The organism is Streptomyces sp. LARHCF249 (assembly GCF_052871255.1).
In genome coordinates this window covers 483,650-508,211 of the sequence record NZ_JBIXJQ010000001.1, presented here as the reverse complement: position 1 = coordinate 508,211, position 24,562 = coordinate 483,650, and the positions used below count along the sequence as shown (strand labels likewise).

The 24,562-nt window shown below is 72.7% G+C and carries 23 protein-coding genes and 1 pseudogene; 15 read left to right on the top strand and 9 right to left on the bottom strand.

Annotation, left to right across the window (positions count from 1 at the left end):
- The first annotated feature begins 66 nt into the window (after positions 1–66).
- The 5 genes from ACIPUC_RS02550 to ACIPUC_RS02530 all read left to right on the top strand — a co-directional run bounded on the left by ACIPUC_RS02550 (position 67) and on the right by ACIPUC_RS02530 (position 6,385).
- Positions 67–963: an alpha/beta hydrolase gene (locus tag ACIPUC_RS02550; protein ID WP_446586336.1), complete on the top strand. Its 897-nt coding sequence runs from the start codon at positions 67–69 to the stop codon at positions 961–963.
- Complete coding sequence (locus tag ACIPUC_RS02545; RefSeq protein WP_446586335.1) at positions 960–2,732, top strand: ABC transporter ATP-binding protein; 1,773 nt, start codon at positions 960–962, stop codon at positions 2,730–2,732. Before ACIPUC_RS02550 ends, ACIPUC_RS02545 begins: the two co-directional genes overlap by 4 nt.
- Positions 2,729–4,450, top strand: a complete 1,722-nt coding sequence (locus ACIPUC_RS02540; RefSeq protein ID WP_446586334.1) for an ABC transporter ATP-binding protein — start codon at positions 2,729–2,731, stop codon at positions 4,448–4,450. Before ACIPUC_RS02545 ends, ACIPUC_RS02540 begins: the two co-directional genes overlap by 4 nt.
- A 158-nt stretch (positions 4,451–4,608) precedes the next feature.
- Complete coding sequence (locus ACIPUC_RS02535; protein WP_446586333.1) at positions 4,609–5,253, top strand: dihydrofolate reductase family protein; 645 nt, start codon at positions 4,609–4,611, stop codon at positions 5,251–5,253.
- Between the two features lie 94 nt (positions 5,254–5,347).
- Complete coding sequence (locus tag ACIPUC_RS02530) at positions 5,348–6,385, top strand: NAD-dependent epimerase/dehydratase family protein (protein ID WP_446586332.1); 1,038 nt, start codon at positions 5,348–5,350, stop codon at positions 6,383–6,385.
- A 54-nt stretch (positions 6,386–6,439) separates the two neighbouring features.
- Here the strand turns inward: ACIPUC_RS02530 and ACIPUC_RS02525 are convergent, their stop codons facing one another.
- Positions 6,440–6,667, bottom strand: coding sequence for a hypothetical protein (locus ACIPUC_RS02525; RefSeq protein WP_446586331.1), 228 nt, complete (start codon positions 6,665–6,667; stop codon positions 6,440–6,442).
- Between the two features lie 367 nt (positions 6,668–7,034).
- On the opposite strand from ACIPUC_RS02525, the gene ACIPUC_RS02520 reads away from it, so the two are divergent.
- From ACIPUC_RS02520 to ACIPUC_RS02495, 6 genes are all read left to right on the top strand, one after another.
- Positions 7,035–7,385 carry a hypothetical protein gene (locus tag ACIPUC_RS02520; RefSeq protein WP_446586330.1) on the top strand — a complete coding sequence of 117 codons (351 nt, stop codon included), beginning with the start codon at positions 7,035–7,037 and terminating at the stop codon, positions 7,383–7,385.
- A 4-nt stretch (positions 7,386–7,389) separates the two neighbouring features.
- The gene (locus ACIPUC_RS02515; protein WP_446586329.1) at positions 7,390–10,167 is read left to right on the top strand and encodes a VWA domain-containing protein; all 2,778 of its coding nucleotides are present in this window, start codon (positions 7,390–7,392) and stop codon (positions 10,165–10,167) included.
- Entirely contained in the window at positions 10,164–11,609 is a 1,446-nt protein-coding gene (locus ACIPUC_RS02510) for an extracellular solute-binding protein (RefSeq protein ID WP_446586328.1), read from the top strand. The genes ACIPUC_RS02515 and ACIPUC_RS02510 overlap by 4 nt, the downstream gene beginning before the upstream one ends.
- 19 nt (positions 11,610–11,628) lie before the next feature.
- Positions 11,629–12,279 (top strand): nucleoside/nucleotide kinase family protein, encoded by a 651-nt coding sequence (locus ACIPUC_RS02505; protein WP_446586327.1) that lies wholly within the window; start codon positions 11,629–11,631, stop codon positions 12,277–12,279.
- A gap of 105 nt (positions 12,280–12,384) precedes the next feature.
- Positions 12,385–13,299, top strand: coding sequence for an arginase family protein (locus ACIPUC_RS02500; protein ID WP_446586764.1), 915 nt, complete (start codon positions 12,385–12,387; stop codon positions 13,297–13,299).
- A gap of 72 nt (positions 13,300–13,371) precedes the next feature.
- Positions 13,372–13,893, top strand: coding sequence for a hypothetical protein (locus tag ACIPUC_RS02495; RefSeq protein WP_446586326.1), 522 nt, complete (start codon positions 13,372–13,374; stop codon positions 13,891–13,893).
- Positions 13,894–14,007: 114 nt separating this feature from the next.
- On the opposite strand, the gene thpR is transcribed toward ACIPUC_RS02495, so the two are convergent.
- Positions 14,008–14,592, bottom strand: coding sequence for an RNA 2',3'-cyclic phosphodiesterase (thpR, locus tag ACIPUC_RS02490; protein ID WP_446586325.1), 585 nt, complete (start codon positions 14,590–14,592; stop codon positions 14,008–14,010).
- Between the two features lie 70 nt (positions 14,593–14,662).
- Complete coding sequence (locus tag ACIPUC_RS02485; RefSeq protein WP_446586324.1) at positions 14,663–15,331, bottom strand: ArsR/SmtB family transcription factor; 669 nt, start codon at positions 15,329–15,331, stop codon at positions 14,663–14,665.
- Positions 15,332–15,440: 109 nt separating this feature from the next.
- On the opposite strand from ACIPUC_RS02485, the gene ACIPUC_RS02480 reads away from it, so the two are divergent.
- Positions 15,441–16,781 (top strand): MBL fold metallo-hydrolase, encoded by a 1,341-nt coding sequence (locus ACIPUC_RS02480; RefSeq protein WP_446586323.1) that lies wholly within the window; start codon positions 15,441–15,443, stop codon positions 16,779–16,781.
- Entirely contained in the window at positions 16,778–18,058 is a 1,281-nt protein-coding gene (locus ACIPUC_RS02475; RefSeq protein WP_446586322.1) for an MFS transporter, read from the top strand. The genes ACIPUC_RS02480 and ACIPUC_RS02475 overlap by 4 nt, the downstream gene beginning before the upstream one ends.
- A gap of 11 nt (positions 18,059–18,069) precedes the next feature.
- On the opposite strand, the gene ACIPUC_RS02470 is transcribed toward ACIPUC_RS02475, so the two are convergent.
- Positions 18,070–19,176, bottom strand: a complete 1,107-nt coding sequence (locus tag ACIPUC_RS02470) for an amidohydrolase family protein (RefSeq protein WP_446586321.1) — start codon at positions 19,174–19,176, stop codon at positions 18,070–18,072.
- Between the two features lie 39 nt (positions 19,177–19,215).
- A complete protein-coding gene (locus ACIPUC_RS02465) occupies positions 19,216–20,562 on the bottom strand; it encodes a cytochrome P450 family protein (RefSeq protein ID WP_446586320.1) in 1,347 nt (448 codons plus the stop codon).
- A 234-nt stretch (positions 20,563–20,796) separates the two neighbouring features.
- Here ACIPUC_RS02465 and ACIPUC_RS02460 point away from each other — a divergent pair, with 234 nt between their 5' ends.
- Together ACIPUC_RS02460 and ACIPUC_RS02455 are read left to right on the top strand one after the other, a co-directional pair.
- On the top strand, positions 20,797–21,351 hold the full coding sequence (locus ACIPUC_RS02460) for a hypothetical protein (protein WP_446586319.1): 555 nt from the start codon (positions 20,797–20,799) through the stop codon (positions 21,349–21,351).
- A 53-nt stretch (positions 21,352–21,404) separates the two neighbouring features.
- Positions 21,405–21,839 carry an N-acetyltransferase family protein gene (locus tag ACIPUC_RS02455; protein ID WP_446586763.1) on the top strand — a complete coding sequence of 145 codons (435 nt, stop codon included), beginning with the start codon at positions 21,405–21,407 and terminating at the stop codon, positions 21,837–21,839.
- Between the two features lie 36 nt (positions 21,840–21,875).
- Here ACIPUC_RS02455 and ACIPUC_RS02450 read toward each other — a convergent pair whose 3' ends face one another.
- The 4 genes and pseudogenes from ACIPUC_RS02450 to ACIPUC_RS02435 form a co-directional block, all read right to left on the bottom strand.
- Positions 21,876–23,102, bottom strand: a complete 1,227-nt coding sequence (locus ACIPUC_RS02450) for a nucleotide disphospho-sugar-binding domain-containing protein (RefSeq protein ID WP_446586318.1) — start codon at positions 23,100–23,102, stop codon at positions 21,876–21,878.
- 158 nt (positions 23,103–23,260) lie between these two features.
- Positions 23,261–23,632 (bottom strand): peptidase inhibitor family I36 protein, encoded by a 372-nt coding sequence (locus tag ACIPUC_RS02445; protein ID WP_446586762.1) that lies wholly within the window; start codon positions 23,630–23,632, stop codon positions 23,261–23,263.
- A gap of 26 nt (positions 23,633–23,658) precedes the next feature.
- Complete coding sequence (locus ACIPUC_RS02440; RefSeq protein WP_446586317.1) at positions 23,659–24,366, bottom strand: hypothetical protein; 708 nt, start codon at positions 24,364–24,366, stop codon at positions 23,659–23,661.
- A pseudogene (locus ACIPUC_RS02435) lies at positions 24,357–24,562 on the bottom strand (hypothetical protein); the annotation flags it as partial. The gene ACIPUC_RS02440 and the pseudogene ACIPUC_RS02435, both read right to left, overlap by 10 nt.

Sequence of the window (24,562 nt, the reverse complement as noted above, 5' to 3'; positions counted from 1 at the left end):
GATCCGGGCCGGACGCGCGACAGTTGGCGGATGATCCCGGGGCCGGCCGGCGGTGAGGATGGCGACATGGATCCCGAACTCGAAGCATTCGTCCCCCTGCTCTCCCGCACCGACCTGAGCGACCCGGTCGCCTTCCGCAAGATGTACACCGAGTTGGCCACCTCGCGGCCGGCACCGGACACCGCGGGACTGGAGATCGCGGACCGCACGGTGGCCGCCGATCCGGACGTGGCCGTGCGGGTCTACCGCCCGCACCAGGCACGCGGCGCCGTCGTCTGGCTGCACGGCGGCGGATGGGTCGGCGGCGACCTGGACACGGAGCACCTGTGGGCCGCCCCGATGGCGCAGCTCTCCGGAGCGGTCGTCATCACCGTCAACTACCGCCTTTCGCCCGAGAACCGCTTCCCGGCCGCCCTCGACGACGTCTACGCCGTGCTGAACTGGACGCACGACCACGCGGCCGAACTCGGCATCGACCCGGACCGGATCGCGGTCGGCGGCCACAGCGCCGGCGCGGGGATCGCGGCCGCGGTGGCCCTGCGGGCACGTGACGAGCAGGGGCCGCCGATCCGCTTCCAACTCCTCAACGAGGCCATCCTCGACGACCGCCGGCAGACGTGGTCCGCAGAGAACTTCACCGACACCCCCTGGAACAACCGCGCCGTACGCGCTGCCGCATGGGGCCACTACCTGGGCTCCCGGCCCGCCACCCCGTACGCCGCACCGGCCCGCGCCGAAGACCTGACCGGCCTCCCACCCGCCTACGTCGCCACCGCGGAATTCGACCCGAACCGCGACGAGGGCATCGAGTACGCGCTGCGCCTGCTGCAGGCGGGCGTGTCGGTCGAACTCCACCAGTGGCCCGGCACCTTCCACGGATCGCTGGCGATCCAGTCCGCCGCGGTCTCGCAGCGGCAGATCGCCGAACTCGGCTCCGCCCTGCGCCGCGCCCTCGCCCCGTGAGGCAGGGCATCGCGGGCCTGCTGCGCCCGTACGCGGGCAGTTTCGCCGCCGTGATGACCCTGCAGGTCATCGGCGCCGTCGCGGGCCTGGCGCCGCTGCTGGCCGTCGCCGAACTGGGCCGGGCGCTGTTGTCGCCCGGCCCGATGGACCACGGTCACGTCCGGTTCGTCGTCCTCGCGGGTGCGGCAGGCCTCTTCGTACGGCTGCTGCTGACGGCCGCGTCCTCCGGACTCGGGCACCTCCTCGACGTCAGGGTGCAACTGTCGTTCCGCCGCCAACTGGCCGAACGGCTGGGGCGCGTACCGATCGGCTGGTTCTCCCGGCGCCGGACCGGCGAGCTGGCGAAGGTGGTCGGGGAGGACGTCAGCGCCGTCCACCCGTTCATCGCCCACACCCCCGGCGAGCTCGTCTCCGCCTTCGTGGTGCCGCTGGTGTCGCTGGTCTACCTGTTCACCGTCGACTGGCGGCTCACGCTGATCACGCTGATACCGGTGGTGCTGGCGGTGGCGCTGGTTCCGCTGATGATGACCCCGACCCGGCTGCGCGAGCAGAAGGAGTTCGACGCGGCCATGGGACGGATCTCGAGTTCCGTCGTCGAGTTCGTGCAGGGCATCGCCGTGGTCAAGGCGTTCGGCGGATCCGGGCGCGCCCACCGCAGGTTCCGCACGGCCACGGACGAGTTCGTCACGATCTTCTACCGGATGGTGCGCGGCCTCGCCGGGATCGCCGCGGGCATGCAGCTCGTACTGTCGCCGCCGTTCGTCCTGCTCGCCGTACTGATCGGCGGCACGGCGCTGATCACCACCGACGGCCTGGCGCCGGCCGACCTGCTGCCCTTCCTGCTGCTCGGACTGGGCCTCACCGCTCCGGTGGCGGCCCTCGGCCACGGCTTCGACGACATGCAGGCCGCCGGACGCGCGGTCGGCCGGATCCGGGACGTCCTCGCGGTGCGGCCGCTGCCGGAGCCGGACCACCCGGTCGCACCACGCGGTCACCGGGTGGAACTGCGCGGCGTCCGATTCGGCTACGAAGCCGATCACGAGGTGCTGCGCGGGATCGACCTGGTGCTCGAGCCGGGCACGGTCACCGCGGTCGTCGGGCCGTCGGGAAGCGGAAAGTCCACGCTGGTCCGGCTGTTGCCGCGGTTCTTCGACCCGACCCGCGGTTCGGTCTCCCTGGGCGGTGTCGATCTGCGCGACCTCGACAGCAGGGAGCTCTACCGGATGGTCTCGTTCGTCTTCCAGGACGTGCGCCTGCTGCGTGCGTCCGTCGCGGACAACATCGCGCTGGCGGTCCCGCACGCCGGCCTCGACGACGTGGTGCGGGCCGCCCGGCTGGCGAACATCCACGAGCGGATCCTCGAACTGCCCCGCGGATACGACACGGTGATCGGTGAGGAGGCCGGACTGTCGGGCGGTGAGGCACAGCGGCTCTCGCTCGCCCGCGCACTGCTCGCCGACGCACCCGTTCTCGTACTCGACGAGGCGACGGCCTTCGCCGACCCGCAGACCGAACAGGCGGTGCGCCGGGCGCTAGCGGCGCTGAAGGGCGAGCGGACGGTTCTGGTCATCGCCCATCGCCTGGAGACGGTCGCCGACGCCGACACCGTCGTGATGCTGGACAACGGATCGATCGTCGAGCGCGGCAGGCCCGTCGAACTGCTGGCACGGAACGGCAGGTTCGCCGCGTTCTGGCACGCCCACCGATCGGCGGCCACCGACGAACTCGACACCCACGACGGCGTACGGCAAGGAGACGAGGCCCGATGATCCGACTGTTGCTGAGCGTGCTGGGACCCGAGTACGCCCGGCCGGTGCGCCGCACCGTGGCCCTGATGACGACGACCGCGGTGGTCGAGGGATTGTCCTACGCGCTGCTGGTTCCCGTGCTGCGGGCCCTGTTCGGGAGCACGCCCGAGGACGCCCGGCCCTGGCTGATCGCGTTCGGGGCCGTGGTCGCGGTCTACGCGGTCCTGCGCTACATGAGCGATCTGTCCGGATTCCGCGCGGGGACCACGCTGCTGCACGGCATGTACCACCGCCTCGGCGATCACCTGGCCCGACTGCCCCTCGGCTGGTACAGCGCGGGCCGCGTCGGGGAGGTGTCCGTCCTGGCCGGCCGCGGGGTCCTGCAGGCGATGAGCGTGATCGCGCATCTGCTGGCGCCGTTCATCTCCGCCTGTGTGACCCCCCTGACGATCGTCGCCGTGATGCTCTTCTTCAACTGGCAGCTGGGACTCGCCGCGCTGGCCGCCGTACCGGTCGTGGCGGCGATCCAGATCCGGACCGGCCGCTCGATGGCCGCCACCGACGCCGAGCGCGCCGCACGCGAACACGAGGCCTCCGGGCGAGTCATCGAGTACCTCCAGGCCCAGCCGGTGCTGCGGGCCGGCGGCCGCACCACGGAACGCTTCGGGGCGCTCGACGACTCGCTGCGCGAACTCCGGCGCGCGTCGCGCCGTTCCACGCTGTCGGCGCTGCCCGGCGTACTGGGCCTGACCCTCACGGTGCAGGCGATGTTCACGGTGCTGCTCGTCCTGGGCGCCTACCTCGCGCTCGGCGGGAACATCGGCGCGGCGGAGGTCCTGGCCATCCTGGTGCTGGCCGCCCGGTGCGCTGATCCACTGCTGTCGCTGGCGGACATGGGCGGCCAACTCCGCGGCGCACGGGCCGAGCTGGAGCGACTCGACACGCTGCTGCGCACCGAGCCGCTGCCGGAGCCTGCCGAACCGGTCCAGCCGGTGGGCCACGACCTGGAGTTCGACTCCGTCGGCTTCCGGCACGGGGACCGCACGGTGATCGACAACGTGTCGCTGTGCGTGCCGGAAGGCCAGCGGCTCGCCGTGGTCGGACCGTCGGGAGCCGGCAAGAGCACCTTGCTGCAGCTGATCGCACGGTTCTACGACGTCGAGGCGGGTGCCGTGCGTGTGGGGGGCGTGGACGTCCGCGCGGTCGACACCGACGTGCTGATGGCGCGGATCGCCTTCGTCTTCCAGGACGTCTACCTCTTCGACGGCACGATCGAGGAGAACGTGCGCCTCGGTCGCCCCGACGCCGCTGAGTCCGAGGTGCGGGCAGCCGCGACCGCGGCGCGGCTGGACGAGGTGATCGAGCGGCTGCCCGGAGGATGGGCGACGAAGGTCGGCGAGGGCGGGGCACTGCTCTCGGGCGGTGAACGCCAGCGCGTCTCGATCGCACGCGCGCTGCTGAAGGACGCGCCCATCGTGCTGCTGGACGAAGTGACCTCCGCACTGGACCCCGTGAACGAGGCCGCCGCGCACGAGGGCATCGAGCGCCTGATGGCGGGCCGCACCGTGGTGATGGTCGCCCACCGGATGCGGACCGTCCGACGCGCCGACCGCATCGTCTTCCTGGACGGCGGCCGGATCGTGGAAGCGGGCAGCCACGACGAACTGCTGTACCGAGACGGCCGCTACGCCCGTTTCTGGGACCTCTCCCTGACGGCGGCGCCCGCGCCCGGTGATTGAGGGCGCCGTCCCGCCCCGCCGGGGCGTCCGCGGTGCGGGGACTCGCCGGGCCCGGTGATCGCGTTCCCTGGCCGGAGCGGGTTGGATGTCACGGCAGCGGCGATGAGTCTGCCCGGCCCGGGCAGTCTCATCGTCATCGACTACGCAGGAGGAAACGCGTGGAGCAGCTGCTGAGAGTCCAGAACTTCAACGTCTCGAGTGACGGAATCGGCGCCGGTGAGCACCAGACCCTCGAGCGGCCGTTCGGCGACGTCGATCCCGGGGACCTGTTCGCCTGGGCCGGCGCCACGGCGAGCTGGCCCAACCGCACCGACCCCGGGGGCAGCCGCGGCCTCGACGACTACTTCACGCGGGACTTCGCACACAACATCGGCGCGGAGATCATGGGCCGCAACAAGTTCGGTCCCCAGCGCGGCCCCTGGCAGGATCACGACTGGCGCGGCTGGTGGGGTGACGAGCCCCCGTTCCACACCCCGGTGTTCGTCATGACCCACCACACGCGTCCCTCGTTCACCCTCTCCGACACCACCTTCCACTTCGTCGACGAGGACCCGGCCACGGTCCTCGAACGGGCGAAGGAGGCGGCGCAGGGCAAGGACGTCCGCCTCGGCGGCGGGGCCACCACCATCCGGGAGTTCCTCGACGCCGACCTCGTCGACACCCTGCACGTGGCGGTCTCGCCGGTGCGGTTCGGATCCGGGGTACGCCTCTGGGAGTCCCCCGAGGAGCTGCTCGACCGGTTCCACCTCGACGTCGTGCCCAGTCCGAGCGGTGTGACGCACCACCTGTTCTGGCGACGGTGACACACACGAGGTGACCAGCCGAGGTTTGCCCGGCCCGGTGCGGGTTAGGCGCGTCGTACGAGTGACAGCACGCCTCCCGAAGGGAGCCCCCAGGATGACTCGCCCCCCGCCCCTGGAACCCGGTGACGACGGCCTTCGGGTCGTGGTCGTCGGCGCCACCGGAAACGTCGGAACCAGCGTGGTCCAGGCCTGCGCGGACAGCCCGGCCGTCACGTCCGTCCTCGGCCTGGCCCGCAGGGTGCCCCAGTGGAGGCCCGCCAAGACGACCTGGGCCGCCGTGGACATCGAACCGGACGGCCCGGACCTCGTGCCGCTGTTCGCCGGGGCCGGCGCCGTGATCCACCTCGCCTGGAAGTTCCAGCCGACCCACCATCCGTCGCAGACCTGGCTGACCAACGTCCTCGGAAGCGTGCGCGTCTTCGAAGCCGCGGCACGAGCCGCCGTGCCCGTCCTGGTCCACGCCTCGTCCGTAGGAGCGTACTCACCGGGCCCCAAGGACCGCAGGGTCGACGAGTCCTGGCCCACCCACGGCTGGCCGCAAGCCGCGTACACCCGTGAGAAGGCCTACCTCGAGCGCGTCCTCGACGCCTTCGAGCAGTCGCATCCGGACATCCGGGTGGTCCGCATGCGCCCGGCGTTCCTGTTCAAGCGGACCTCGGCCTCCGAACAGCGCAGGATCTTCGGGGGGCGGCTCCTGCCCGGGCGGCTCATCCGGCCCGGCCTGATCCCCGCCGTCCCCGATATGCCCGGCCTGACCTTCCAGGCCCTGCACACCGACGACGCGGCCGCCGCCTACCTCGCGGCCGTCACCCGCCCGGTACGTGGAGCGTTCAACCTGGCGGCCGACCCGCCCCTCGACGCGCAGGTCCTCGCGGGCATCCTGCACGCCCGCCGGGTTCCCCTGCCGAGCGCCCCGGTCCGGGCCGCCCTTGCCGCCGCCTGGCGGCTGCACCTCGCGCCCGCGTCACCGGACCTGTTCGACGCCGTCCTGCGGCTGCCCCTGCTGGACGCCTCCCGGGCCCGTACGGAACTGGCCTGGCAGCCCGAGTACACGGCCGTGGAGGCCGTCGAGGAGTTCCTGGCGGGCCTGCGCGAGGGCGCGGGGATGTCCACCGCACCCCTGGCCGCCTGAACGGCCGTCGACACTGCCGGCCCCGACCCGCGGCCGGGGCCGGCAGCGCCCGGGTCACTCGTCCCGCGGGCTCACCCAGCGCGTCCCCTTGCCGCCCGGCTTCCCGGGCTGCGGCCGGTCGAGGCGGCTCGCCTCGTCGGTGTCGGCGGCCGCCGTCTTCTCGTCCGCCGTCTTCTCGTCTCCGCGGCGGTCTGGGTGGCGGTCTGCGTGGGGCTTGCGGTGGCTGTCCTGCGCCTGCTCGTCGTGCAGTGGTACTCCTCCTGCGCCGCCCTGCTCGTCCATGGCGTCCTCCTCGGGTTTCTCCTCCCGACAGGTCCTGTCGGGCGGGCTGTCCCCTCGGCGCGCCTGCCCCCGTTCCTCCACCCTCATGCACACGGCCGGCCGCTCCCTCGGCCCGGCCGGGGCGTTCTCGGTCGCCCCGGCGCCACACGTGCGCGATGACCGTGAGCATTACGGCCGCCACGGAGAGCAGCGGCGCAGGACCACCAGTGCGTGCACACGCGTCACAACCTGTCGGCCTGGCGTGATTGTTCCCGGCCGCCCCCGGCGGCCGCCCGGCGCGCGCGGGCGCGGACCTGCACTGGACCGATGTCTCCCCACGCCCCCAACCCACGTGCCATGATGCTGAGTTATGAACGAGGGGGAGGGTTTGGCGAAAACTGCTGTCCGGATACGCCTGGGTCAGGGTGCGAACGCGAGCGATGTCGGAGCCCTGAAGGCGTGGCTCGAACGGGAACACAAGCTGGAGGCGCTCAGGAGCAGCGGCGACCTGGAGATCAGGGAGCGGGCCGCGGCCGAGGAGAATGCCGGCAGCCCGATGGGGGCCGGTCTGGAGATCATGCTGGTCCTGGTCGGCATCGTCGGCCCCAAGCTCTTCGAAGAGGTGTACGAGCAGGCGAAGAGCGGGGTACGGGCGTGGCGGGAGAACCGCCGCTCCGTCGAACGGGGCGAACCTCCGGAGGTCGAGGTCGACGTCGTGCCGGACGGCGACGCGAGGTAGTCCGGTGGCGCGCTTCGATCCGCGCGGGAGGGTGAACCGGGCGCTGCTCGTCGGCGTGCCCGCGTACGAGTTCACGCAGCCCGGCCACCCGTTCGGAGTGCCCGGCGACCTCGGGGCGGTCGAGCACAACCTGGTCGGCCTCGAGGCCGTGCTGCGCGGGGGCGGCGTGTTCGGCGAGGGCGAGATCGGAGTCGTCCGGCCGCGCAACGTGGACGAGTTCGACCGTCGCCTGGACGAGGCCGTCGAACAGGCCGAGGGCCTGCTCCTGCTGTACTTCTCCGGGCACGGCGCCGTGCCCAGCACCGGTGACGAACTGTGGCTCCTGATGCGCGCGGCAACGATCGTGGCGGGCACGGAGTCGGTGTTCCGGGGGGCCGTCCCCTGGAAGAGCGTCCTGGCCGTGCTGACCCGCACCAGGGCGGAGCACGTGGTCGTCGTGCTCGACTGCTGCTACGCGGGTAACGCCTCGGCGGCCTGGGACGCGCTCGACACCTCGCAGCGGCACCGGATCTCGCTGTTGATGAGCGTGCAGGCCAACAACCGGATCGACGCGGGGGACGACACCACCCCGACCCCCTTCACCGCGGAGCTGATCCGCCAACTGCGCGTCGACCCGCACGCCGCTTCCGCGCCTCCCGTGGGCTTCAAGGAGCTGGCGGAGCGGGTGTGGGCGTACATGTCCGTGCATCACACGACGCTGCGCGAGCCCGCCGAGCACTGGGAGCCGCAGAGCCGCCAGGCCGATGCGGGCACGGACGTGCTGCTCGCGGCAGGCTCCGCGGGCTCCGCGGGCGGTGCGGGCGGTGCGGGCGGTGCGGGCGGTGCGGGCGGTGCGGGCGGCGCGGGCCGGCCGGAGGACGGGGCGGATCCGGGAGCGGGTCCCGGGACCGGCCGCCCGGACCTGACAGCCGTGCCGGACACGCCGTTACCGCACCGGCGGTCCCGGTGGCCACTTCCCGGAACGCGCCGTCCGCGCCCGGCAGGCGGTCCGCTCCGCACCGGCGGCAGGCGCCTGACCGGCCGGTCCCGTGCTATCGCGGTCACCGCCGGAGTGCTCACCGTGCTCGCGGGGCTCGTCCCTGCCGGGTTCCTCCTCGCCGGGGAACTCCTGGGCGGCGGGCAACCCTGCAAGCCTCCGCTCGAACTCCGGCTGCTCACCGATCCCGACATCGAGTCCACCGTACGCAAGGCGACGGAGGTGTACCTGGTGTCGGACGCGAACCGGACCGGTGACGGCTGCCGGCGCAGCGGCATCACCGTGTACAGCGCCGGCGCCGCGGACGTCGTCGCCGCGTTCCACGACCAGTCCGACCCCTGGCAGCGGCCCACCTCCGAGGCGGTCAACCCGCAGCGCGACATCGGCCCCCAGCCGGACATCTGGATCCCCGCGACCTCGGCGAGCGCCGCCCGCGCCCGCCCGCCCCAGGACCAGCGCAGCTACGCGGAACTGCAGGTCGACCCGGCCCCGTTCGCCTACTCGCCCCTCGTGCTCGCGGTACCGCAGCACCTCGCGCCGGAGGCGCTCGCCGACCGGACCGGGGGGCTCACGACGCTGATGGACGCACTGCGCACGCGCGAACCGAAGGCGGAGGTACGGCGCCCGGACCCGGAGCACACGGACTCGGGCCTGGTGGCGACCATCGGGCTGTACGGTGCGGGAGGTGCCGGCAGCGCGGGCGGCACGAACGCCGCCACCGCCGAGGGCCGCGTCGCGCAGCCCGGTCCACCCGCGCCCACCGGCGGGAACCTGCTGTGCCTGCTGCCCGACGACGACTCCGTCGACGACCGCACCGCCGCCCTGGTACCGGAGTTCCTGATGAAGTCCGGCGTGGACTGCGACAGCACGACGCGGGCCCGGCGGCTGGCCGCCTACCCCGACGACGCGCCGGGCCTGGACCCGACGTTCGTACGGGTGCGCTGGCGGGAGGCCGACCGCGACAAGGACGCGCGGCAGGAGGCGGTCGAGCGGTTCCGTGCCTGGCTGACAGGGAACGGTCCGGGCACGGCGGAGATCCGCGGCGGACTCGTCGAGTTCGGCAAGGACGGCTTCCGCAAGGCCGCAGGGGAACACCGCCCCCTCGCCCCCGACCTCACTTTCAGGGACTTCGGCGCACTGGAAAACCCCGGCGCCCTGGGCGCTCCCGCCCGGCAGGCCGCGATGGCCGCGGCCCTTAAGGAGTACCGGGACGCGAACGGGCCCGGACGGGTTCTGTTCCTGGTCGACAGCTCCGGCTCGATGGGCGACCTGTGGGAGGGGCCGGGCGGTGCGCCCGGCATCGTCAAGCAGTCGCTCGGCGGACTGGGGGACCAGGACGAGTACGGCGTCTGGGCGGTCGCGGCCGCGCCCGGTGCCCCGCTCGCCCACCAGGAACTGCTGCCCTTCGGCCGGTACCGGCGCGAGGAAGCCGAGCGCGCCATCGATCAACGGGCCCAGGTCAAGGACATGGAGGCGGATCCGTACCGTGCCCTGACGGCGGCCCTGGACGACATGGCCCGGCGCGGCGCCGACGACGACCGTCCGCAGCTGATCGTCTACATCACCGACGACGAGGACAACAACCGGCTGACCGAGGGCGGACGGCTCGACGGTTTGCGCGCGTACGCGCGGGAGAGGAAGGTTCCGGTGGTCATGGCATCCCTGGACAGCGGCGGCTGCGACAAGGGCAAGCCGGACGCCGTCATCTCCGAGGCGAGCGGCGGGCGTTGCCTGGACACCAGGACCGATCTGGTGGCCGGGCTGCGGGACGAGGTCGCCCGGGCGGGAACGGGAGACGCGGGGTGACGCGCGGCAGCAGACGGCGCGGCACGTCCGGGCCGGGCCTTCGCGCCCCGGCCCGGGCCCTCGCGGCGGTCCTCGTGGCGGTGCTCGCGCTGGGAGCGTGCAGCGGGAGCGGCGACGCCGGGTCCGGGGCGACGGGCCAGCCGGCCGGCGCGGCCGCCCCCGAGGGCGACATCGTGGTGGCCAGCGGACGCGACGTCACCGGCAAGGGGGGCATCCGGCAGAAGCTGATCGAGCAGTGGAACCGGCAGCAGGAGGAGAAGGGTTCCGGCTCCCGGGCCCGGCTGGTCGAGCTCCCCGGCTCGGCGGACCAGCAGCGCAGCCAGCTGCTCGGCGCGCTTCAGTCCGGCAGCGCGGACTACGACGTGGTCAACCTCGACGTGACCTGGGTACCGGAGTTCGCGGACGCTGGCCTGGTCCAGGAGCTCCCCGACGAGCTGCTGGACGCGGAGGACGTCATCCCCTCCGTCGCCGCCACCGCCCGCTGGGCCGGGAAGACGTACGCCGTCCCGTTCAACAGCGATGTCGGGCTGCTCTTCTACCGGCCCGACTACCTGAAGAAGGCGGGCGTCACGGACACCCAGCTCGGCGAGGGCACCGAATGGTCCACGGTCCAGCAGCTGATCGGCACCGTGGGGGACGCCGGTCGCAGTGCGGCGGACGGCTACGAGAAGGGGTGGACCACCCAGCTCGCCCCGTACGAGGGCCTCACCGTCAACGGCATCGAGGCGTTTGCCTCCGCCGGCGAGGGCTTCTCCCTCACCGACGCCGCCGGCCGGTACACCGGTTCCGTGTCCACCCTGGAGGCGGGGCTGACGGAGCTGCGCGACCGCACGAAGGCCCCCTATACGCTCGGGGACGCCGGCCGCTCCGACGAGGCCGAGTCCCTCGGCGACTTCGCCGACGGACGGACCGCCTTCCTGCGCCACTGGCCGTACGCCTACCGCACCCTGCACCAGTCCCTGACCGACCAGCAGCTGGGGGTGGCCCCGCTGCCCGGCAGAGCGGTCCTGGGCGGCCAGAACCTGGCCGTGAGCAAGGCGTCGAAGCGGGGGCCGGCGGCGCAGGAGCTGATCAGGTTCCTCACCGGCCAGGAGAGCGAACGCTGTCTGCTCGACGCGGGGTTCGCGGCCACCAGGCTGTCCGCGTACAAAGACAAGGACGTGACGTGCCGCGTGGCGAAGCCGCCCGTCCCGGCCACCCCGAACGCCGAGAGCACCGACCGCATGCCGCGGGACGAGCACGGCCGCCCGAAGTACGCGCGCGACACCCTGCTGCCCGCGCTGCAGAACGCCGTCCAGCGACCCCGCACCCCCCTGTACGGCGCCTTCACCCAGACCTTCACCACCGAACTGCGCCGCCTCTACACCGACAAACCGCCCTCGGATAAGCAACTCGCGAACGACCTGCACACCAAGCTCAAAAGCGCGCTGCCCGGTACCTGAGGTCGGGCAGGATGGACCCGTGCAGACGACGACGGAACTCGTAGCGAGGGCGGCCGCGCTGGCCGCCCGGGGCGGCCGGCGGATCCTCGGCATCGCCGGACCGCCCGGGGCCGGAAAGTCGACGCTGGCCGCCCGGCTCGCCGAAGCGCTCGGGCCGGAGACGGCGGTGGTGGTCCCGATGGACGGGTTCCACCTCGCCCAGGCCGAGCTGGTCCGGGTGGGGCGGGCCGACCGCAAGGGCGCTCCGGACACCTTCGACGCGGCCGGGTACGTCTCCCTGCTGCGCCGCCTGCGCGGATCGGACCGGTCCGAGGCGGGCGCGGACCCGGTGTGCGCGGCCACCGTGTACGCACCCGCCTTCGACCGCGCCCTCGAGGAACCGATCGCGGGCAGCATCCCGGTCACCCCGGGCGTACCGCTGGTGATCACCGAAGGGAACTACCTGCTGCACGACGCGGGGGAGTGGGCGTCGGTGCGGCCGCTGCTGGACGAGGCCTGGTACCTCGCCCCGGACGAGGACCTGCGGGTCCGGCGCCTGGTCGACCGGCACGTACGCCACGGCAAGGACCCCGCGCACGCACGCGCGTGGGTGGACCGCTCGGACGAGCCGAACGCCCGCCTCGTCGCCGCCGGCCGCCACCGCGCCGACCTGGTCCTCGACGCCGGCTGACCTGCCCCGACGCCCGTCGGCTCGGCACGGGCGGCCGTCGTGCGGGACCATGGGTCCGTGGCGGCGGTCCTCGACGGGCGGCGAAGGGGCGCAGACGTGCACGACATGGCGATCATCGAAGCACCGTCCGTGCTGGGGCTGCGCCCGTCCGGCGTCCAGGACCTGCCGGCGGCGCTGCTCGGCGCCGGTCTGCTGGACCACCCCGGGCTCGTGCACGCCGGCCGGGTCGAGGCACCGGAGTACGACTCCCGGCGGGACCCCGACACCGGGATCCTCAACCCCGTCGGCATCGCGCGGTACTCCGTCCTGCTGGCCGACGCGGTCGGCGCCGTTCTCGACGACGGCCGCTTCCCCGTGGTCCTCGGCGGCGACTGCAGCATCCTGCTCGGCAGCCTCCTCGCCCTGCGCCGCCGCGGCCGCTACGGCCTGCTGTTCCTCGACGGCCACACCGACTTCTACCAGCCGTCGGCGGAGCCGGCCGGCGAGGCGGCCTCGATGGAACTCGCCCTCGCCACCGGCCGCGGCCCCGGGACGCTCACCGACCTGGAAGGGCGCGGGCCGCTGCTCCGTGACGAGGACGCCGTCGCGTTCGGCTTCCGCGACGGCGCCGAGTCGCGCGAGGCGGGGATGCAACCGCTGCCGCCACACCTGCGGGCGATCGACCTCGACGGTGTGCGCGCGGCCGGCGCCGCCACCGCCGCGCGCGAGGCGGTCAGCCGGCTCACGCACGGCGGGAGCGCCGGGTACTGGGTCCACCTCGACGTCGACGTCCTGGACGACGCGGTCATGCCCGCCGTCGACTACCGCCTTCCCGACGGCCTGAGTTGGGAAGAACTGGAGAGCGTGCTGCGCACGGCTCTGGCCGGCGAACGGGCCGTCGGCCTCGACGTCACGATCTTCAACCCCCGCCTGGACCCCGGCGGGACCATCGCGGCGCGCCTCACCGCCTGCCTGCACCGAGGCATGTCGGCACGGACCCGGGGCCACACCGAGCGCACAAGCGTGGACGGGACCAGCTGAGTTCGCTGTTAGGGTGACGTGCGCCCGTCAAGATGGGCGGTCTCGGTTCCTGATATTTCAACGGGGTTGAACGTGAAGCTTCGTCATGTCCGCGCGGTCGCCGTCTTCGGTATCGCCGTCTTCGCACTCACCGGAGCCCGTGGCTCCAGCGGCGCCAGCTGCGGTGGCAGCAGCAGTTCCGGCTCGAGCTCCAGCAGCTCCAGCGGGGGCAGCACCGGCGGCAACAGCGACAACAGCAGCACCAGCACAAGCGGCGGTTCGACCACTGGCTCCGTCACCGGCGGTTCCAGCAGCAACAAGGCCGAGCGCGACATCAAGATCGACAGCTGCAAGCTCGACGGCTCGGGCAAGAACCTGGTCGCCAGGCTCACCGTCACCAACAGCGGTTCGGTGGACTACACCTACAACATCACCATGAAGTTCCGCGGGGACGCCACCTCGACCGCGACCACCGCGCAGGCCAAGGTGGCCGCACTCACCGTCAAGGCGGGCGCGTCCAAGCCGGCCGAGGCCACGACGCCGTACACCGGCAAGGGCGACGGCAGCGAGTACAAGGAATGCGTCGTCGCCAGCGCGTCGAAGAGCGCCCTCTGACGCACGCACGTGGGATCGGGGCCCCGCCGGTGTGACTTCGGCGGGGCCTTTCCGCGCGACGTGCGACGTGCGACGTGCGACGTACGACGTACGAGGGCGACGTACGACGTGCCGTCAGAGCCCGCCGCCGAAGTTCCACGCCTCGATGTCGCGGTAGTGGATCGGCCCGGGGCCGCGGCCGATGTTGCTGCCGACCAGGTGCAGGCGTTCGGCCTGCCAGGGGCGACCGGCGAACGCGGCGAGTCCCTCGGCGGCCTCCACCGCGCAGGGCGGTGCGTTCCGGCGGGACCGGGCCAGCGTCAGATGGGGGCGCAGCGGCCGCTCCTCGAAGGCCACACCGCACTCCTTGACCGCGGCGCGCACCTCGGCGGCGAGCACGTGCAAGCCGTCGAGGTCCCCGTCGATCCCGCTCCACAGCACCCGCTCGTCGAAGTGCCCGCCGCCGCGCAGGGCCAGCCGTACGGGCCGGTGCGCCGCCGCGAGGGCCGCGAGCGGCGGCCGCAGGAGGGGGACGGTCGCGACCGGCAGTTCTCCGAGGAACGCCAGGGTGATGTGCCAGTCCTCGATCCGGTTCCACCGCATGCGCGGGTACGCGGCATGGGCGGGGCGCAGTTCCCGTGCCAGCTCCTCCTTGGCGTCATCGGGCGGAGCGAGGGCGATGAATATCCGAACGGTCGCGGACTGGATCTGTGCGTTCACGAAGGACTTCGTACCGTGTCGTGCATGGTCCGGTCATCTTCTGTTCCGTGCGTGCCGCTCGGGGCGGGGATCATGCGGCGCTCCCCGCGGCCACGGGCAGGCCTGCCAGGCGCCATTCCAGCATGCCGTCGGTGAGGCGGACCGCCGCGCGGCCGCGGTCGTGCAGGAGGCGTACGGCCTCGTAGGCCAGGACGCAGTAGGCGCCCCGGCAATACGCCACGACCTCCGTGTCGTCGGGGAGTTCGGCGATGCGGTCGGCGAGTTCGGTGACGGGGATGGAGAGCGCGCCCGGGATGTGGCCGGCGGCGTACTCCTCCGCCGGGCGCACGTCGAGGACCACGATCTCGCCGGACCGCGCGCGGGCGAGCAGGTCCTCACGGCTGACCTCTTCGGCCTGGGGGGTGCCGAGATAGGCCGTGCGGGCGGGCTCTACGGAGGCCTGGTGGGCCTGGGCGACGGTGCGCAGGAGGGCGTACAGGGCCGCGACGTCGTCGCCCGCGAGCCGGTAGTGGACGCGTACGCCGTCACGGCGGGTGGTGACGAGCCCGGCCTGCTTGAGGGTCTGCAGGTGCGCCGAGGCGGTGGTCAGGTTGAGGGCGGCCGCCTTGGCGAGGGCGTCGACGGTGCGTTCCCCCTGGGCCAGCAGATCGAGCAGCTCCAGGCGCTTGCCGCTGCTCAGCGCCTTGCCCGTGCGGGCGAAGGCGTCGTACAGCGCGGTCTTGCGCTCGGGGTCTCCCATGGAATCCTCCATAAATCCATGGAATATTGTATATGAGGGGCGGGCGTGGAAGGGACCCGGCACCGACCCCGACACTGGAGGACTCATGGGCTTCGCCGACGCTCACCTCGTGCCCCTGGTAGACCACGGCCTGGGCAACAGCGCCTACCTCGTCGACCTCGGCGACGGCCGGGCGCTGGCCGTCGACGCCGCCCGGGACCTGCGCGCCCTGCGCGCCGCGGCGGACCGGCGCGGACTGCGGGTCGCGTTCGCGGCCGACACCCACCTGCACGCCGACTTCCTCTCCGGCGCCCTCCAGCTCGCCCACGACGACGGCGCGGCCGTGCTCGCCTCCGCGGCCGGGATGCGGGCCTTCGCCCACCGCGGCCTCGAAGACGGCGACGAGGTCGACCTCGGCGGGCTGACGCTGCGGGCCCTGGCCACGCCCGGCCACACCGATGAGCACCTGTCCTTCCTGCTCCTCGACGCCGGCCGGGAGCTCGGAGTCTTCACCGGCGGCTCGCTGATCGTCGGTTCCGCCGCCCGCACCGACCTCCTCGGCGCCGACCGCACGCAGGAGCTGGCCCGCGCCCAGTACCGCTCGCTCCAGCGCCTGGCGCAGCTGCCCGACCCCGTGGCGGTGTGGCCCACCCATGGCGCCGGCTCCTTCTGCTCCGCCCCGCCCGGCGCCGAACGCACCACCACCATCGGCGCCCAGAAACGCGCCAACCCCCTGCTGGCCGCACCCGACGAGGACACCTTCGCGGCCCGACTGCTGGGCAGCCTCGGCTCCTACCCCGCCTACTTCGACCGGCTCGGCGAACTGAACCGGCGCGGCCCCGCCGTCCTGGCCGGCGCCCCGCTCCTGCGCGCACTCGATACCCAGCGCGTACGGACGCTGCTCGCCGAGGGGGCGCAGCTCGTCGACGTACGCCCCGCGGCCGACTTCGCCGCCGGCCACGTTCCCGGCGCGCTCTCGATCCCGCTCCGGGACCAGTTCGCCACCTGGCTCGGCTGGCTGCTGCCCGACGACGCTCCGCTCGTCTTCGTGACCGCTCCCGGGCAGGACCTGGACGAGATCACCTGGCAGGCGCTGAAGATCGGCTACGAGCGGCTGGCCGGATTCCTGGACGGCGCCATGGACGCCTGGACCGCTCAGGGCGGCGCACAGGAGACGATCGCCTTCGTCTCAGCCGACCGGATCGCAGGGCGGCCGGTCCTGGACGTCCGCCAGCGGGCCGAGCACACCGCCGGCCGCATCCCGGGCGCCATCGGCATCGAGCTCGGCGAACTCCAGGCCCGCACGGACGAGGCTCCGGCCGGTGCGGTCGTGGCCTGCGGGCACGGTGAACGCGCGATGACCGCCGCCAGCCTGCTCCAGCGCGTCCGGCACCGCGACCTCGCCGTCCTCGACGGCGGCCCCGGCGACTGGGCCGAGGCGACCGGCCGCGCGCTCGAGGAGGGTGAGTGAGCACTCCCGCCCCCGCACACCCGACCGCCGGCCACACCCGTATCCGGCTCGGGCTGCGCGCCAACCTCGCCCAGTTCACCCTGCTCGTCGCCGTCAACGCGCTCGTCGGCGGCATGCTCGGCCAAGAACGCGTCGTCCTGCCCCTGCTCGCCGACCGGGTTTTCCACCTGGCCGCGTCCGCGTTCTCGCTGACCTACATCCTGGCCTTCGGCGCCACCAAGGCGGCCGTAAACTTCTTCGCCGGCACCCTCTCGGACCGCTACGGCCGCAAACCCGTCCTCATCGCGGGCTGGCTGATCGCCCTGCCCGTACCCGCCATGCTGGCCTGGGGCCCGACATGGGGCTGGATCGTCGCCGCGAACATCCTGCTCGGCGCCTCCCAGGGCCTGACCTGGTCCACCACCGTCATCATGAAGATCGACCTGGCAGGCCCCGAACGCCGCGGCCTCGCCATGGGGTTCAACGAAGCCGCCGGATACGTCGCGGTCGCGGCCACGTCCCTGGCCACCGGAGCCATCGCCGCCCACTACGGACTGCGCCCCGAGCCGTTCCTCCTCGGCGCCGCCTACGCCGCCCTCGGCCTGGGCATGTCCACCCTCCTCATCCGCGAGACCCGTGAACACGCCCGCGCCGAAGCAGCCCTCCACCCCGTGCAGACCACCGCCGAAACGGCCCTGACCACCGCCCAGGTCACCCGGCGCACCAGCTTCACCGACAAGGCGCTGTCCGCCGCGAGCCAGGCAGGCATGGTCAACAACCTCAACGACGCCCTCGCCTGGGGCATCTTCCCCCTGCTCTTCGCCGCCCACGGCCTGCCCATCACGCAGATCGGCATCCTCGCCGCCATCTACCCCGCGGTCTGGGGCGCGGGCCAACTCCTCACCGGCTGGTGGTCCGACCGCGTCGGCCGCAAACACCTCATCACCGGGGGCATGCTGCTCCAGGCCGCCGCCCTCTGCCTGGTCGCCGCCGGAACCGCCTTCCCCGTCTGGGCCGTGGCCCAGGTGCTCCTCGGCATCGGCACCGCGCTGGTCTACCCGACCCTCCTCGCGGTCATCGGCGACGTCGCCCACCCCGCCTGGCGGGCCCGCGCCGTCGGCGTCTACCGCCTGTGGCGGGACGGCGGCTTCGCCGTCGGTGCCCTGCTGGCCGGAGCCCTCGCCGCCGCATACGGTCTGACCGCCGCCACTTGGACGGTCGCCGCCCTCACCGCAGGCTCCGGCCTGGTGGTCGCGATCCGCATGTACGAAACCCACCCGCGCCCCGCGGTCGGCTAGGTGGTGACGCGTCAGACGCTGGCCAGCTGCGGGATCAGGCGCAGTGCGTTGCCGTGGTAGATCCCCCGCAGTTGGTCCGCGCTGAAGGCGGGGTCCGATTCCAGGGCGGGGAGCGCCAGCTTCGTCACGGTGTCGGCGGGGGCGGCGGGCCAGTCCGTTCCGAAGAGGATGTGGTCGGCGGGCACGTGGTCGAGGAGGGTCGCGGCGCCGGCCATGGGGCCCGCCGTGTCGTAGTAGAAGCGTCGCAAGTGGTCGCCTACCGCGGCCGGTTCGAGGGGCGGGTCGCAGAACCGTCCGAGTGCCTCCAGCCGGCCGGCGATGTACGGCACGAAGCCGCCGGCATGGGGCAGGATGACGGAGATGTCCGGGAAACGGTCGAGCGTCCGATGGACGATCATGTTGACTGCGGCGCGCGTCGTGTCCAGCAGGAAGTCGCACATGAAGTTCGGAATGCCCGGAACCGTCACCGCCCCGGGAGCGCCGTCCGGGAGGTTGTGCGGATGGGTGTCGACCACGGCGCAATGGTCGTTCAACTCGTGGAACACCCGGTCGTACGCGGGATCGCCGAGGTAGACGCCGCCGTAGTTGGCCGTCACGTTCACACCCACGGCGCCGAGCTGCCCGAGCCCCCGGCGTACGGCCCAGGACGACGCGTCGGGGTCGTCGAGGAAGAGCGGCACGTAGAACGAGAACCGTCCCGGATGCGAACTCGCCACCTCGAGCATCGACTGGAGCGTGATGTTGATCGCTTCACGCAGCTGTGCGGAGGAGCGGTAGCGCGCCGGCAGCATGGGCTTGAGGACCGCCGTCGTGATGCCCGCGCGGTCCATGAAGCCGATCGAGGCCTCGGTGTCGAGCCGGGACCACGGGGGCAGCTTCTCGGGTTTGACCAGCCCGTGCCGTGCGGCCCATTCGCGCCATTCCGGTGCGCAGAAGTGATGGTGCATGTCGATCTTCGACAGCGCCGCGTGGGCTTCCGCCCCGCCCGGGACCGAGGAGTCCCGGGCGAGGCCGACGAGGTCCTCGGCGGCCGCTGCGGCGCCCGCGGCGGCGGTCAGCGGCTCGTCCGTCGGCGTTCCGAGGAGGCCGAGCCTGGAGGTGCTCGCGGAATCTGTCATGCCAAATCCACCGTCCGTCGGGCTGGGTCAGTTGGTCGGTCAGTTTCCGGAGCTCACGGAGCCCACGGAGCCCACGGAGGTCACGGAGACCACGGAGGCCACGCGCTCCGCGCCGTGGCGGGCCGGCCGGGACGGCTCCAGCACGAGCCGGAGCTCCTGGAGTCCCCGGAACGCCGGCATCGGCCCCTTGAGCCATGCCCCCTTGGCGGACTCCGCGTCCGCCAGTTCCATCTCCGGGAACTCCCGCAGCATGCAGGACAGGGCGATCTCGAGCTCGAGCCGCGCCAACGGCGCGCCCAGGCAGTAGTGCGTGCCGTGGCCGAAGCCCAGGTGCGTGCTCTGCAGGCCCTCGCGCGTCACGTCCAGGGCGTCGGGGGAGTCGAACTTCTCGGGATCGCGGTTCGCCGAGGTGAGGGCGATCTGGACGAGCGAGCCCTTGGGGATCACCGTCCCCCGGACCTCCGCGTCCTGCGTCGCGTAGCGGAAGGTCGAGGTCTCCACGGATCCCTCGAACCGGACGATCTCCTCCACCGCCCGCGGAATCAGCCCCGGGTCCTTGCGGAGCTTCTCCAGCTGATCCGGATGGAGCAGCAGGTTCAGCACGGAGTTGCCGATCTGGAACGCGGTCGTCTTGTGTCCGGCGAAGAAGAGGACCCACAACGACGAGATCAGCTCGGCGTCGTCCAGTTCCTCCTCCGCCCGGATGAGGTCGCTGAGGAACGAGTCCGACGGATGGGCGCGCGTGTACGCGATGAGCCGGGCCAACCGGTCGCGCAGCCACTCCTCGGCCGCCTGCAGCTCCGCCCCCATCCGGGGATCGAACCTGGCGCGCGACACCACCCCGAAGTGCGCCAGGATCTCGGGGCGGTCCCCTTCGGGGATGCCCATCAGGTCGCACAGGACCGCGATGGGAAGCGGAAACGCGAACGACGCCATCAGGTCGACCGCGTCGCTCTTGCTGCACGCGCCGAGAAGCCCCTCGGCGATCGCGGTGACCTTCGGCCGCATCTCCTCCACCCGCCGGGGGGTGAAACCGCTCCGGAGAACCCGGCGCAGGCGCGTGTGCCGGGGCGGGTCCGAGTTCAGGACGTTGTCGTCGAGGGCGTCGAAGAAGCTGCCGTACACGGCGTGGTACGTGTCGATCGCCCCGCGCATGTCCTTGCTGAAGCGCGGGTCCGACAGCGCGTCCCGGGCGTCCTCGTAACGGGTGATGAGATACGTGTCGACCCCGTGCGGAGGCGTCAGTCGGCACACCGGGGCCTGTTCGCGCAGCGCGGCGTAGACGGGATGGGGGCAGGCCCGGTACTCGGGCGCGCCCTTGGACACGGCCGACACGAGGTCGTGCAGCGCACCGTGCTCGCCCGGTGTCGCGTTCTCCTGCGTCATGTTCCGCACCCTCCGTGGCACTCGAGTTCTGCGGACACACGGGTTCCCTGGAGCGGTGTGGCGTGAAACCACCGTGGCTCGATGGAGTGAGCCGCTTCCGCCCTGACAGGGTTCGGTACGGCCCGGCCCGCCGTCACCCGGGCGGCGGTCAGCCGACCTGTCGCACCGTGTGGCGGGCCGGGCGATCAGGGGACAGGCTGCTCGTGACGTCAGCCCGTCCCTAGGAGTCCGAACATGGCCCGAAGCCTTCCCCCGGTCCTCACGATCGCTGCCTCGCTGACCCTCGCGCTCGTCGCCGCCCCCGCGGCCGGAGCCGACACCGGTCGGGGCGCGGCCGCCCGCGCGATCACGTACGAGGCGACCGCCAGGTTCCACCAGCACGCCAACGCGGTGGAGGCGGGCTATGTGCCGGACAAGTACTGCGTCGTCAACAAGCAGGGACCGGGGGCGCTGGGCTACCCGCACTTCAACCACGAGCTCGACAATTCCCTCGACCCGGCGAAACCCACCGCGCTGTTCTACGAGGACGACGGGCACGGCGGCAAGCGCCTCGTCGGGGTGCAGTGGATGGTCTACGACCGTGACCAGAACCTGGCGACGGACGACGACCGGCCCAGCCTGTTCGGTACCCCGTTCAAGGGCCCGGCGCGCGGTCACTACCCGGGCCAGCCGGTCCACTACGCGCTGCACCTGTGGCTGTGGAAGAAGAACCCGCTGGGCACGTTCGAGACGTACAACCCGAGGGTGATCTGCCGTCCCGGCACCACCCGCCCCACGCAGCCCACGTGACGCGCTGACATAATCCGGCCGTGGATGCGCGTACGAAGGCCGCCGGATGGGCCATGCGCCCCGCGGAGCCGGCCGATGTCGAGACGATCGCGGAGCTGCGGGCCGTGGTCATGCGCCCGGACCTCGAGCGGCTGGGCCGGTTCGACGAGCACGGTGTCCGGCAGCGGCTGCGGGATTCCTTCTCACCGCGGCACACGTCGGTCATCGTGTCCGACGGCGCCTTCGCCGGCTGCGTCACCATGCGCCCGGCCGGGACCGGACAGTGGCTGGAGCACTTCTACCTCGCCCCGGGTGCCCAGGGCCGGGGGCTCGGCTCGGCCGTCCTGCGCACACTCCTGGACCGGACCGACGCCGACGGCGTGCCCGTCCGCCTGAACGTCCTCCAGGGCAGCGCCGCCCGGCGCCTGTACGAGCGCCACGGCTTCACCGTGGAGTCCCAGGACCCGGTCGACCTCTACATGGTGCGCCTGCCGGTCGCCGGCCGGTAGCGGTGGCAAGGAGCCGACTCGCCGCCCCCCCGAGGCTCACACAGGCGCCCTGCCCCCGTGGACCGCGCCGAACAGCAGTTCCGCGGCCACCGTCGTGCCGTCGGTACGGATCACACCGGCCATGGCCCGCGCTCGAGCGCGGGTCCCGGGAGTCAACGCGGCACTGAGCGCGGCCGACAGGGACTCGGCGGTCGGAACCGGACCGTCGTGTGCCGTGCCGATGCCCAGGTCGGCCACCCGGCCCGCCCAGTACGGCTGGTCCACCATCTGGGGGACCACCACCTGGGGCGCGCCCGCCCGGGCGGCCGTCGTCGTCGTACCCGCACCGCCGTGGTGCACGACGGCGGCCACCCGGCCGAACAGCGCCTGGTGGTTGACCTCGCCGACGGCGAAGCAGTCGTCCTGGTCGTCGGTCAGGGCCAGGCCGGCCCAGCCGCGCCCGACGAGTACGCGCCGGCCCTGCGCCCGGACCGCCTCGACGGCCACCCGGGCGACGTCCGGCGAGGTGCGCATCGGCATGCTGCCGAAGCCCACGTACACCGGCGGTGCGCCGGAATCCAGGAACTCCACCACCTCGTCCGGCAGCGGGCGTTCGTCCGGCAGGATCCACGCGCCGGTCTGGACGACGTCGAGGTCGGTCAGCTCCTGCCACGGACCCAGGGCCGGGTCCACCGCCAGCCACGGCCGGTCGGTGAAGACGTGGTCGCGGACGTTGTCCACCGGCGGCAGACCGATCGACGCCCGGTGGGTGTTGAGCGGCTCCCGGTACAGCGCGTTCACGCGCTCGGCGTCCAGATCCCACAGCGCCCGGTGGTCGGTCACCTCCGGCGGGTTCGGGCGGCCGGGCCGCAAGGACGGCCGGTAGTGCGGCGACGGAAGTTCGAAAGGATGGAAGCACGCGTACACGTACGGGATGCCCAGCTTCTCGGCCACCGACCGCACACCGGCGGGCATCAAACCGGTCGCCACCAGCACATCGCATCCCTCGGCCGCCGCGGCCACCGTGTCGAAATGCGCGGCGACCAACTCGGCCGCGCGCTGCGGCGGACCGCCCGCCACCGGCACGGCCCCGGTCACCAGCGCGCGCACCGGCGGACCGAAGGGCACCAGCTCCACGCCGGTACCGGCCGGCAGCTGCGCGAACTCCTCGTCCGGCGGGGCGCACACCCGTACCTCCGCGCCCAATTCCCGCAGCCGCACCGCGAGTCCCACCAGCGGTGCGACGTCGCCACGCGATCCGTACGTCGACAACAACACGCGCATGTCCGGGACTCCCCATGTCCGCAGGTACTGGCCTCGGTCAGTGATTCTGCAACATGCCCCCCGGGCCTCAGGAGCCGCGGGGGGGGTGACGGGGCCGCATGAGTCCAGGCCCGTGGCGTGGACTCATGCGGCCCGAGGTATGCGGGAGGCCGGTGTGCTCAGCAGCTCATCGCCCAGGTGTGGGAGTCGCCGTTGTCGTTCGCGGCCCCGTTGAAGCCGACCTCCTGGCCGGGGGCCAGACAGATGGTCATGTGTCCGCCCTGCTGGGCGCGGGAGTACACCTTGACGTGGTCCTTGACACCCGGACCCGAGATGCCGTGGTTGGCCCACGAGGAGTCCTCGTCGGCGATAAAGCTCTCCCACCAGCCGTCATCGCCGGACCAGTTGGCTCGCTGGCCGTCGAAGTTGGCGTGCTCCCAGGCGCAGAAGTGTCCGCTGGGGCAGTCGGCCGCGCCGGCCTGTGTGGAGGCCGCCAGAGCTCCGGTCACGGCGAGGAGTGCCACGGCGGCGGAGGTGAAGACGCGCTGCATGGTCATGGGGGGTGGTCCTTTCGGTGCTAGGGGGTGTTGGTGGGGGTGGTGGTGGAAGAGGAGGAAGCCAGGTCGGCGGCGCGCCGCACGGCGACCGTACGGAGCCGTTGGTACGTGCTCAGCTCCTCGCGCCGTTCGGCACGTACCGCGGCCAGCAGGGCCGGTTCCAGGCGGGCCCTGGCCTCGGCCAGCCCGCTGTCGCGGTCGCAGTGGTCGGTGGCGGCCGGCACCGGTGGTTCCGGCCGGATTCCGGGTGATTGGTCGGTGCAGCGTGTCCGGCGGGCAAGCGCGGCGCGGTAACCGGGGTCGGTACCGAGCCGGGCCTGGGCTTCCGCGCGCAGGTTGTTGACGACCACCTCGGCCTCGAACCACCGCCTCTGATCCCCGTAGAGGGCGCGCTGCGCGTTCGCGAGGCAGCCGTCGGTGTTGGCCGTGACGGTGTACCCGGTGGGGAGGGTGAGGGACAGCTCGCGGGGGTCGGTGCCGAAGAGGGCGGCCTGGAGCCGCTTGCCCTCGGCGGTGGTGGCCTCAGGGCGCTCCCGTGCGGCCGGTACGGTCAGCCCCTGCCCGGCGAGACAGCGGGTCACGAGGGCGAGCTGCGCGGATTTGATGAGGTCGGCCCGTCCCTGCTCACCGGCCGGGATTCCAGGGTGAGGGGATCCCGGGCGAGCACCGGAGCAGCTCGTGAGCAGCAGGGCCGCGGCCGCGGCACACAGGGCGCGGCTCAGTCGCATGGCCCGTCCTGCGGGACGATGATGATCTTCCTCACTGCCGGTGAACGACCGCCGCGGCCAAAGGTCACACCCGAGTGCGAGGTGTTGCCGTAACGGCCGGCGGGGCCCTCCTGCACCGGGGCGTCGGTGATCAGCACCCGCAGGTCGGGGCCGTTGCTCGTGTCGAGGTTCTCCAGCCGGAGGGTGTGGGAGCCGT